Source organism: Thermoanaerobacter sp. A7A (assembly GCF_000445185.1).
GTDB lineage: Bacteria > Bacillota > Thermoanaerobacteria > Thermoanaerobacterales > Thermoanaerobacteraceae > Thermoanaerobacter.
The window spans coordinates 1-10,164 of the sequence record NZ_AVAF01000136.1 but is presented as its reverse complement, the minus strand read 5'-3'; the positions used below and the strand labels follow the sequence as shown (position 1 = coordinate 10,164).

Below are 10,164 nucleotides of genomic sequence, written 5' to 3'. Positions count from 1 at the left end.
AGAAGATGCAATAGAACTACACTCCTATAATTCCATTGGGGTGAAGGGATGGTCTGTGCGAGATTGGATTTTAAATAATTGTTAAATATTTTACTACTATCGAGAAAGAAAGTGAGGTGATATAAAAAATAAAAGAAAGAAGATAATTTTGTTAAAAGAAAATAATGTAGACAAAAAACCTTGTATTAAAAATTTAAAAGGGAGTGAAATAATATGTCAACGGTAAGAAAAAGTTTGGCAAGACATATTGTGTGGCTTTTAGTGATAGCTGTTATTATCTATGGTGTTGGAATTAAAAGTAATGTTGTGAAAGCAGGAGACGATGGAGTCAAATAGCAGGGGGAAATAGCAAATTTTATTAAACAATGGATTGTAAATAATTGGTCCTATTATTATCACGTAAATAATGTAGATGTTGAAATTGTTGATTTTAAAAAGTCTGGAGATAAAATTGAAGGAATTGCTAAAGTATGCGTTGTTAAAGTGTTGAAAGCCCAGAAGGTTAGTGAATTACCATATATTAAAGGAATGTTAAAAAAGGTTAATATGTCTGATTATGATGATCAGCTTCAAAAGGAGTATAAAATCAATAAGGTAGTAAGTGCTAATAGTGGCGTACTTACAAAGGAAAAAGCACAGAGGGTAGTGAAGGTCCTAGATGAGGGGACCAGACAAAGGGGACGGTTCCTTTTGTCTGATTTTTTCAGAGTGGAGGAACCGTCCCCTTTGTCTGTGTGCTAAGATGTAAACCCACATACAAGGGCTGTTACTATACCTTTTATAGGTATTACAATTAATGCAGCGGTTGCAAGAATAACAGAAGATCATACTTCTACAGGAGTATCTTGGTACATTGTACCAACAGATCCTGTTATATCTTTTTATGATGGTCCAGATTCAAGCACAAATCCAACAGCTGTAGAGATGTATTTAGCGCCCATATCCGGAAGCGGAACGTATGTCTGTACAGGTTATGTTTCAGCGGAGTTTAAGTTTTATGAGATGCACTGAATAGATATTACAATACAAAAATAAATTCTGATGTGCCATATTCTGTAATAATATATTAATTAAGCAGTAGAAATAACATATTCTCTTTAAATTATAGACTGTTTATGGTAAAATGAAAATAAGAAAGTTACAAAAATTCTTCTGATTTACAAAAGGTAATTGTAGGCACCTACAAAACTACTATACGTAATGATAATGGTTAGAGGACTTTGTAATTAAACTTCTACAATATTATTTGATAAAGACACAGAATAGGAGTTTTATCTAAAAAGGAAACACATAATTGAATTTTTTAAAGGAGAAAAAATCTTTGCATAAAGTATTTATTTTTCATGAGGTAGGAGGGATTCTATTGGCATTATTTAGCATAGAAGTCATATAGCATCTATTGTGGCATTAGTTTTTCTTTTTGTTTCAGTATACAAGTCTTGGAGTAATACAGAGGAAATAAAAAAAGAACTGCAGGGAATTAAAGAATTATTAAAACAAAAAGATACCAAAAACTGAAATGCCAAACAGTGGGGACGTTTTCTTTGAATTCAGACGGTGAGAACCGTCCACTTTATTTGGATTATTTATGTTAAAGTCCGGATTTTTGGTAATTTATTTTAAAAATCCCTTTTCACCAGAAAGTTTTTCAAATTCTTTCATTCTCAAAATTCAAACAAAAAGAACCCCGTGTAATATCAACAAGAACTCTCTATTGAGATATCTATATTGCAAAACTTCTTACAACTTTCTATGGCCATAAAGTTTTTAATATTTTCTTTTATAATTGCAACAGTTGCAATTTTTAAATTGGATTTTTTCATCGCTGTAGGGGTTTTTGTTATAAGTATTTTCTTGTGGTTATTCCTTATCTTTTTAGAGAAAAAATAAGTAAAGCTAAAAGAGAATTTTCAGATAGTTTATCTGATTTGACTGTGCAGACAAACGATATACTATCTGGTTTTGAAGTAGTAAAAAGCTTTAATGTGGAAAAATTAGTAGAGGGACAGTATAAAAAATACAATAAAAAAGTGGAAGATAACCGATTTTTCTTTGAAAAAATACTTGCTTTAGCAAATTCTCTGACAGAGTTCTTTGGATATTTAATGTTTTTTGCTTAACTGGAGCAAGGTACACTTATATTGGTTTCAGATGAGCCTACCTCATCACTGGATAAAAAACAGCTTTAAGTATAGAAAATTCCATTTTAAGCATAGAAGGATTGACAGCACTGGTAATAACTCATAATACTTCTGAAGAAGTTTTTAAAAAATATGACAAGATAATTTTTGTAGAGGACGGGGAAGTAGTAAAAGCAGGGACTTTCGATGAAATTTTTACTCCCGCAAGTGTAGTTTTATCTGTAGTAGGTTAATGAGTATAAGCCAAAAAGAGTTTGAGAATCACGGAGATTACGCATTTTTAAAGTTAAAGATGGTTTTTAAGGTTATAATAGGATATAATAAAGGGGAAGACACTCAATTTTAAAAGGTGAGATATGATGGAGAAAATAGAAGTATTAGATTCCAATGGATTCAAAATATGTAGAAATATAGTTAAGATTAGTGATATAGCAAAAAAATTTTATCTTGCTGGAGGTACTGCATTAGCTTTGCAGTTAAAACATCGGAAATCTTATGATTTGGATTTTTTTCAAGCAGAAATTAGCGAAAAAATAAACTTTGAAAATATTCACTATAATTTGATTAATTTATTTTCACAAAAAGAAGTAAAAATTGTGATAAGGCAGATTGATCAAGCAACTTTTAGTATATATGGAATAAAAGTCAGTTTTATAGCATATCCTTTTTCTTTAGTTGAACCATTAGTGCCTGGACACATAATAGATTCAAATCTTAAAGGTATTAATTTAGCATCGCCTAAAGAAATAGCTTTGATGAAGGCATATACTATGGGGAGACGTCCAACTTATAGAGATTATATTGATTTGTATTTCTTGCTTATGAAAAACATTGTGACATTGGAATATATTTTAGAAAAAGCGCCTCAAAAATTTGTAATAGAAGGAGAAGCTGTTTTTTCAAGAAAACTGTTTTTAGAGCAATTGATGTATACAGAAGATATTTATGATAAAGAAACAGCATTGGCATCTATAATAGGAGAAAAATTAGATGCTGAAGAGTTAGAACAATTTTTAGCAGAGCAAGCCAAGGAAGCAATAGAAAAATATGTAAAGAAAAAGGGATGAGTCTATGAGGTTGCCAGAGAATTTTAAACCTTTGTTTAGGAATTATAATTTCGATGTTTTGGATACAGAAAAACATAAAGAATTGATAATAAAAACAGTATTAACTATGGGAAGTTGGGAACAGATAGAATGGCTTTTTGAGTTTTACGGTTTTGAGGAAGTGAAAGAAGTATTTTTAAAAGATTTTTATGGTCCTCAGGAATTGCCTGTACCTACAATTTACCTTTGGGGACTTTTATTTCTTGATGAAAAAGAGTATTGGGATTACAGAAAAAGAAGAAGTAAAATGAAACTTTCAGAGAGATGGGAGCAAAAAAGGGCTGTTAAGGGCAGTTTCTAATCTTGCATTTATTCTTTCGTAATCATAATTATTATTGATAGTTTTTTCAATAACAGACTTAACCAGATATAAAACCCCAGACAAACTCCGGGGACGGTTCCTTTTGTCTGATTTTTTTCGGACAGAAGAACCGTCCCTTTTGTTTGACTTGGGTTATTCTCATAGCTTCAATTAATTTTTCTAAAGCCTTTTCATAATTATTATTGATAGTTTTTTCAATAACAGACTCAACCAGATATAAAAGCTGTTTTAATAATCGTTCATAATAAAGGCTCATTTTACCTTCTTGAATTATTTTTTTAAGCTTTAAAGCTTCTTTTTTCAGATCTTCAAATTCTCCGCTTTCAAGTTTATTTTCAATAGAATTTTTTATTTTATAAAAAGTAGAGTAATCTTTTAATCTATATCTAAGTAATATTTCATTTAAGTCAAGTGTATCTTGACGAGGCATAACTTTGCTATTTCCAATTTTTAACACTCCACCCCAATTCAAATCGGGTTGAAATTATTTACTTTACCATATATTATATAGTTAAGGAAAAGATATGTAAAGGGGAAATGTATCTTAATATCTTTATTATGCTTGAACACAGGTGCAATTACACCATTTAGGAGAAGAAGATTTAATAAAATGGCATTCTGTAATGCCTGGGAGGTGATGATGTTATATAAGAAAGTTGTCACTATGCATTGTGAATGCTGTGATAAATATGACCCATACGGAAATTATATAACAACAGAATGTTCAACATGTAGTTGGAGTTCATGACTTATTAAAAACAAACAAAAAATCTTGGACATAAGGAGGCAACATTTTGAGTGATTTTAATTTACAACCGGCTATCAGAATTAAAAATGTCACAAAAATGTATAAAAATCAAAAAGAAGAGGAAGCTGCTTTAAGGGGTGTATATCTTGAGATATGGCCCGGAGAATTTGTGACAGTAAAGGGACTTTCGGGGGCTGGTAAGACCACTCTTCTTAATATAATTGCAGGCTTTGAAAGGACTACTAAAGGAGAAGTTGAAGTATTTGGAATAAATGTTTCTTCACTTAAAGGTAAGAGGTTAGCTGATTTTAGATATTCGTATATTGGTTTTGTCTTTCAACATTTTCACTTGATTCCTTCGCTTACTGTTATAGAAAATGTGATCGTACCTGTACTGCCAAGGCGTACAGAATTTAATAAATATGAAAAAGCTCGGCTTCTTCTAAAAGAGTTAGGACTCTTAAGTAAAGAAAATAATTTGCCGGGAGAGCTTTCTGGAGGAGAGCAGCAAAGAGTGGCAATAGCAAGGGCTTTAATTTCTAATCCGCGCATAATTTTAGCAGATGAACCAACAGGCAACCTCGATACATCAACAGGTGAAAAAATAATAGAAATTTTAAAATTCATAAATAAGGAACACAAAACCACAATCATAATTGTTACTCACAATGAAGAAATAGCCAGGAAGTCTCCTACCAAGGTCTTTATGAAAGATGGACGCATTTTGGAGGTTTTGAGAAATGCTTCTTAAGTATATATACAGAAATTTTATCTACAGGAAAAATCGTTTGGGTGTAATGCTTTTAGGAGCAGCAATTTTAGCCAGTGGTTTGTCATACTTGGTAGGTATAAGTCATGATTCAAAAATAACGGTGCAAGAAGAATTAGAAAAAAGGTGGAAAAGCTCTTACGACATTTTAGTGCTTCCAAAAGATAAAAGTTTCCCTCTGGAGAATCTCAACATAATGGAAGCCAATCAGATTTCTAATTTTTCTGGAGGGATAAGCATAAAGGACTGGGAAGAGATAAAGAAAATTGAAGGGGTAGAAGTGGCAGCGCCAGTTTCTATAATAGGATGGAAACCTATATGGTGCACAAAGCCTACATAACACTTGGATCTTCTCCCCGTAACATACTTATTCACGCAAAAGATATAGGTTATTTGCAGGAGTTATGGATTCAACTGGGTGCTGCTATGACAATTGTAAGAGAGACTACAGTTGCCTTTTGGGTTTTTATATTGATTTTGGTTATTGAAGCATTGCTTTTTGTGCTGGCAACCTCAATTGTGAGTATTTTATCTCGCATGGAGGAGTTTGCTGTTTTATCTGCTGTAGGCTGGAGAAATAGCCACATAAGAGTCCTAATTGTAAAAGAAGGAGTTTTCATAGGAACAATTGTTGGCTTAATAGCTTCTATTCTCACAATAATAGGTGGAGATATTTTAAATAAACCTGTTGAAATCTCAAGGCTTTTGTCTGTATTTTTTATCTTTTTGTTTGCTTATGTTTCTGGAACAGGGCTTTCTGCTTTAATTCAAAAAGAAGAGAACTTAAACTTAATTTTAAAGTCAGGTGAGATACAAAAACGAAGAGTTTCAAGGTACAGTCAAAATCCAATTTTCAATTTAATTTTAAGCGGTATATTAAACAGGCCATGGAGAGCACTTTTATCTATATCTTCAGCATCTGTACCAGTTTTTTTGCTAAGTATACTATTTTATATAAAAGTGCACTTTGAAAGTGTGTTGAACCTAACTTTGTTAGGAGAATACATTTCATTAAAAATTGAGCCACAGCATTACCTAATAGGCATAGTTTCGGCAATTTTAGCGGTTATAACTATTTCCGACCTTATAAGCCTTAATATATTGGACAGAAAATTTGAACTTTCACTTCTTTTGGCTTTGGGCTGGAGGAAAAGCTGGGTAAGAAATTTAGTAATGGCTGAGGGAGCTATATATGGGTTTATAGCAGGGGTGTTGGGCTTAATAGGGGCGAATGGGCTCTTACTTTTGATTTATAAAGGTGTAAACTTGGATGTAAAATTGACATTTTTAACTATCGCTATTTCAACAGTTATAGGTGCAGTAAGCGCAATGATACCTTTTGAGATAAAAATAAAACAAAGGCGTATTGTTTTAAAGTGAAAGGCAAGTTGCTGCTATTTTGCAAATTTAACCTAATTGTAATTTAAAGGTGTAAAATTAAAAATCTTTATTAGTGATATACAAAAAAGAAAAAGGAAGGAAAATAAAGGGAAGACAAAGGAGACGGTTCCTTTTGTCTGTTCGGACAGGAGGAACCGTCCCCTTTGTTCGGGTGAGTTATAGATTGCGATTTTCTTTGAATCTTGAGAGGAAAGCCTGTAATCTTTCGCTTTTTGGGTCATTGAGAATTGATTCAGGTTTTCCCTGTTCTAGTATATATCCTTCGTTTATAAAAATTATGCGGTCAGATATTTCACGGGCAAAATCCAGCTCGTGGGTTACAAAAATCATAGTCATTTCTTTTTCTTCTTGTGCTATTTCGTTTAAGACATTTAAAACTTCTCCTACCATTTCTGGGTCAAGGGCAGAGGTAACCTCGTCAAGTAGAAGGATTTTAGGCCTCATTAGAACTGCTCTTGCAATGGCCACTCTTTGTTTTTGTCCTCCTGATAATTGATTCGGATAGTAGTTGATTTTGTCTGACATTTTAACTCTTTTTAACATTTGGATGGCTTGTTCTTTTGCCTCTTCGGGGTCCATTCCTTTTACTTTGATAGGTGCAATAGTGCAATTATCTAAAACTGTCATGTGAGGAAACAAGTTATATTGCTGAAATACCATTCCTACTTTTGACCTCATTTTTCTAAGGTGGGCTTCATCTGCAGGAACAGTTTTTCCGTTCTTTTTCATAGTCCACAGGGATTCTCCTTCAATTTCCATGATTCCACTTGACGGTTTTTCTAATGTCATAAGCATTCTTATGAGAGTTGTTTTTCCAGAACCTGAAGAGCCTATGATAGTTAATTTTTCTCCATAGCCTACTTCAAGGTCAATTCCTTTCAAAACCTGCAATTCCCCAAAATTTTTCTTTACATTTATATATTTAACCAAAGGATTGTCAAAGGTAGTTAGGGTACCTTCATGTACAATCATCTCTGGCTTTATGTCCTTCTTTTGAATTTTACTTTTTCTGGCGGTTTTTATAATAAGGTCTGCACTTTCCATTGTTAACCTCCCCTTTTACATTCTTTTTTCTGCAGGATTTTTAAGTTTTATCTCTAAATACTGTACTAATAAAGAAGAAGGATAGCTAAAGATGAAGAATATTATCCCTACCAAGGTAAATACCTCTAAATATTGGAAATATTCTGAGCCTATGATTTTTGCCTGCTGCAAAAGTTCAACAACAGAGATTGCGGCAAGTAAAGGTGTTTCTTTAAACAGAGTTATTAAATAATTTCCCATCATTGGTATAATTGGTGGAATAGCTTGAGGCAAGATAACCAATGTCCAAGTTTGATAAGGGGTAAAATTTAATGACTTTGCGGCTTCCCATTGTTCTTTTTCAACGGCTTCAATTCCAGCTCTATAGACCTCTGATAGGTAGGTGCTGTAGTGAAGTCCTAACCCGATTATTCCTACTGTAAGAGCGGGCAACCTTATGTTGAAACTTGGCAATGTATAGTATAAGAAAAATAACTGGATTAATAATGGAGTACGGCGTATAAATTCTACTATGGCTGTAGCGCTGGAAGATATCCAGTGAATTTTTGCTCTTTTTAAAAATGTCCAGACAAGACCCAAAATTGAGGCTAATAAAAACCCCAGAATCGTTGCAATAAAGGTGATTTTTGCAGCCGATAAAAGTTTTGGCAAGACTTTAAATGTAAATGACCAACTCCACATTTTTATGCCCTCCCTACATTGGCACGCTTTTCTAATAGTTTAAACCCTGATGCAAATATTGAAGATATTGCATAGTAGATTACCAGTATTAAGATGAATATTATGAAGGTATCTGCTATGTCATTTGTTCTCATTATCACTCCTGAGTAAGTTAAATCTTCTAACCCTATTAAAGACACTAAGGCTGTGCCCTTTATGAGTTCTATCATTTGGTTTCCTAATCCGGGCAGCATTATTCTAATGGCTTGGGGGAATATTATATATCTCATTTTTTGTGAAGGCGTAAAATTTAAAGCTTTTGCAGCTTCTATTTGTTCTTTGGGCACAGATAAAAAGCCTGCTCTTACTATTTCTGCCGAGTAAGCGCCGTAGTTTAAGGCTATTGCCACGACTCCAGCGGTGAATTTAGGTAACTCCACACTGAAAAATGGAAGAACAAAATATATCCAGTAAAGTTGGACAAGCAGTGAAGTACCTCTGAATATTTCAACGTAAGTGCGTACAAGAAATCGAATTATTTTATGCCTATTTAATAATAAAATTCCTGAAATAAAAGCAATCACAGAGGCTAGTAAAGCTGCAACAATTGTTAAAGAAATTGTCACTTTTGAGGCATCTATTAGTCTTAACAAAATATTTAATATCTTGTCTATTTTAATCACCCCCGTATTCGTTTGGTAAAAAGGAGCGCAGGGAGAAATTTTACTCCCTGCAGAATTTAAAGAGTTATTTGCATATATCTTTAGCTTTTATATCTCCAGGCAGTTCGTTTTCTGTAAATCCAAATTTTTTAAGAATTTCTAATAATTCTCCTGATTGTTTCATTTTCTCTAATTCTTCATTGTAAACTTTGACAAAATCTGTGTCTTCTTTTCTGAAGGCAGCTGCTCCATAGTTTCTCAAGATTTTTCCGTTTATCACAGGGTCTTTGAAGTCCATTACCCTTTCTATTTTGTCACTTTTCGCTGAGTCTAACATGGCCTGTAATGAGGGCCCGGTCATTGTTACTGCGTCTACTCTTCCAGACTCTAACTCTGCGATGGCTGATGGCTGGTCATTGACAATCACAATTTGGTTTTCTTTTACTCCTACTTCTTTTAAGATTTTGGCTTCCTGCGCACCAGCCATAACAGCGACTTTTATACTCGGGTCTTTAGCAATGTCCTCATAACTGTGTAAGTTTTTGGGGTTTCCTTTTTGAACAGCTAACGCTTCTCCGATTGAGTATTCTGGATTTGCGAAGGCAACCTGCTGGCATCTTTCAGGAGTTATAAACATTCCTGCTGTTATTACATCAAAGCGCTTCGCCTTAAGGCCCGAAATCAAAGAGCCAAATTCTGTTAATTCGCCGTGTATCTTTTTTATGCCAAGCCTTTCAAAGATTACTTTTGCTATTTCCACTGCTTCTCCTGTTAGCTGTCCGTTATCATCTTTATAGGCGTAAGGTTTTTCATTTGCGAATCCAATTTTTATCTCTCCAATTTTTTGAGCTTTTTGTAAAGTCGTTTCTCCTGTAGTTGTGTTTCCACATCCAGCTAAAAGTAGAGTGGATGTCAGAGTTATTAATATTAAGATCACTAAAACTTTTTTGTACATTTTCCATGCCTCCTTTTTGGTTAAAAGTAAAAGCCTGAACACTCTACCGGTAAAGAGGGTAGAGTGCCCAGGCTTCGCCTTCAACTTTTAGTTGAAGACTCACCTTAAACCATGCTTTCGCATAGTCTATCTTTGGCCCAGCGGACCAAAGCGAGCCCCAGCCTCTTTTAGCATTTTTCTGTACAGGTTTCGGAATTAGCTCCGTGATGACTTATTATAGTCTACTTTTGAGAAAAAATTCAAAAGCATACTATAACTCGCCATCTTTCCTACTACCTGCACATACTTCATGATAAAAGAGGGTATTTAATTTTGCTTTATAAGCTAATTGCGATGTTTGAAACCGAAGTAACAAC

12 protein-coding genes and 1 pseudogene are annotated in these 10,164 nt (G+C 33.6%); 8 read left to right on the top strand and 5 right to left on the bottom strand.

Going from position 1 to position 10,164, the window contains the following annotated elements; genetic code table 11:
• Positions 1-213 precede the first annotated feature (213 nt).
• The 5 genes from M663_RS15600 (at position 214) to M663_RS0110645 (ending at position 3,548) form a co-directional block, all read left to right on the top strand.
• A complete protein-coding gene (locus M663_RS15600) occupies positions 214-336 on the top strand; it encodes a hypothetical protein (RefSeq protein WP_273702702.1) in 123 nt (40 codons plus the stop codon).
• A gap of 1,520 nt (positions 337-1,856) precedes the next feature.
• On the top strand, positions 1,857-2,120 hold the full coding sequence (locus tag M663_RS15595; protein WP_029688893.1) for an ABC transporter transmembrane domain-containing protein: 264 nt from the start codon (positions 1,857-1,859) through the stop codon (positions 2,118-2,120).
• Between the two features lie 101 nt (positions 2,121-2,221).
• Positions 2,222-2,374, top strand: a complete 153-nt coding sequence (locus M663_RS15590) for a hypothetical protein (RefSeq protein WP_273702701.1) — start codon at positions 2,222-2,224, stop codon at positions 2,372-2,374.
• A gap of 126 nt (positions 2,375-2,500) precedes the next feature.
• A complete protein-coding gene (locus tag M663_RS0110650; protein ID WP_029688892.1) occupies positions 2,501-3,208 on the top strand; it encodes a nucleotidyl transferase AbiEii/AbiGii toxin family protein in 708 nt (235 codons plus the stop codon).
• A 4-nt stretch (positions 3,209-3,212) separates the two neighbouring features.
• Positions 3,213-3,548: a hypothetical protein gene (locus M663_RS0110645; RefSeq protein WP_029688891.1), complete on the top strand. Its 336-nt coding sequence runs from the start codon at positions 3,213-3,215 to the stop codon at positions 3,546-3,548.
• 151 nt (positions 3,549-3,699) lie between these two features.
• Here the strand turns inward: M663_RS0110645 and M663_RS14790 are convergent.
• Positions 3,700-3,999: pseudogene (locus tag M663_RS14790) on the bottom strand (transcriptional regulator); the annotation flags it as partial.
• A gap of 364 nt (positions 4,000-4,363) precedes the next feature.
• Between M663_RS14790 and M663_RS0110635 the strand changes: the two are divergent.
• From M663_RS0110635 to M663_RS0110625, 3 genes are read left to right on the top strand one after another with little or no spacing between them, the layout of a single operon-like run.
• Positions 4,364-5,068 (top strand): ABC transporter ATP-binding protein, encoded by a 705-nt coding sequence (locus M663_RS0110635; RefSeq protein WP_029688889.1) that lies wholly within the window; start codon positions 4,364-4,366, stop codon positions 5,066-5,068.
• Positions 5,058-5,426, top strand: coding sequence for a hypothetical protein (locus M663_RS0110630; protein ID WP_029688888.1), 369 nt, complete (start codon positions 5,058-5,060; stop codon positions 5,424-5,426). The genes M663_RS0110635 and M663_RS0110630 overlap by 11 nt, the downstream gene beginning before the upstream one ends.
• The gene (locus tag M663_RS0110625; protein WP_029688887.1) at positions 5,405-6,466 is read left to right on the top strand and encodes an FtsX-like permease family protein; all 1,062 of its coding nucleotides are present in this window, start codon (positions 5,405-5,407) and stop codon (positions 6,464-6,466) included. Before M663_RS0110630 ends, M663_RS0110625 begins: the two co-directional genes overlap by 22 nt.
• Positions 6,467-6,643: 177 nt before the next feature.
• Here the strand turns inward: M663_RS0110625 and ehuA are convergent, their stop codons facing one another.
• The 4 genes from ehuA to ehuB all read right to left on the bottom strand — a co-directional run bounded on the left by ehuA (position 6,644) and on the right by ehuB (position 9,808).
• The gene (gene ehuA, locus M663_RS0110620) at positions 6,644-7,417 is read right to left on the bottom strand and encodes an ectoine/hydroxyectoine ABC transporter ATP-binding protein EhuA (RefSeq protein WP_273702703.1); all 774 of its coding nucleotides are present in this window, start codon (positions 7,415-7,417) and stop codon (positions 6,644-6,646) included.
• A 129-nt stretch (positions 7,418-7,546) separates the two neighbouring features.
• Positions 7,547-8,212 (bottom strand): ectoine/hydroxyectoine ABC transporter permease subunit EhuD, encoded by a 666-nt coding sequence (gene ehuD / locus M663_RS0110615; protein ID WP_029688885.1) that lies wholly within the window; start codon positions 8,210-8,212, stop codon positions 7,547-7,549.
• A 2-nt stretch (positions 8,213-8,214) separates the two neighbouring features.
• A complete protein-coding gene (ehuC, locus tag M663_RS0110610; protein ID WP_273702700.1) occupies positions 8,215-8,874 on the bottom strand; it encodes an ectoine/hydroxyectoine ABC transporter permease subunit EhuC in 660 nt (219 codons plus the stop codon).
• A gap of 64 nt (positions 8,875-8,938) precedes the next feature.
• Entirely contained in the window at positions 8,939-9,808 is an 870-nt protein-coding gene (gene ehuB / locus M663_RS0110605) for an ectoine/hydroxyectoine ABC transporter substrate-binding protein EhuB (protein ID WP_029688883.1), read from the bottom strand.
• Positions 9,809-10,164 lie beyond the last annotated feature (356 nt).

Excerpts from the sequence above, each read along its gene's own strand:
- M663_RS0110630 (WP_029688888.1), top strand. The coding sequence starts at position 5,058 with ATGCTTCTTAAGTATATATACAGAAATTTTATCTACAGGAAAAATCGT.
- M663_RS0110645 (WP_029688891.1), top strand. The coding sequence starts at position 3,213 with ATGAGGTTGCCAGAGAATTTTAAACCTTTGTTTAGGAATTATAATTTC.
- M663_RS15600 (WP_273702702.1), top strand. The coding sequence starts at position 214 with ATGTCAACGGTAAGAAAAAGTTTGGCAAGACATATTGTGTGGCTTTTA.
- ehuD (WP_029688885.1), bottom strand. The coding sequence starts at position 8,212 with ATGTGGAGTTGGTCATTTACATTTAAAGTCTTGCCAAAACTTTTATCG.
- M663_RS0110650 (WP_029688892.1), top strand. The coding sequence starts at position 2,501 with ATGGAGAAAATAGAAGTATTAGATTCCAATGGATTCAAAATATGTAGA.
- ehuB (WP_029688883.1), bottom strand. The coding sequence starts at position 9,808 with ATGTACAAAAAAGTTTTAGTGATCTTAATATTAATAACTCTGACATCC.
- M663_RS0110625 (WP_029688887.1), top strand. The coding sequence starts at position 5,405 with ATGGTGCACAAAGCCTACATAACACTTGGATCTTCTCCCCGTAACATA.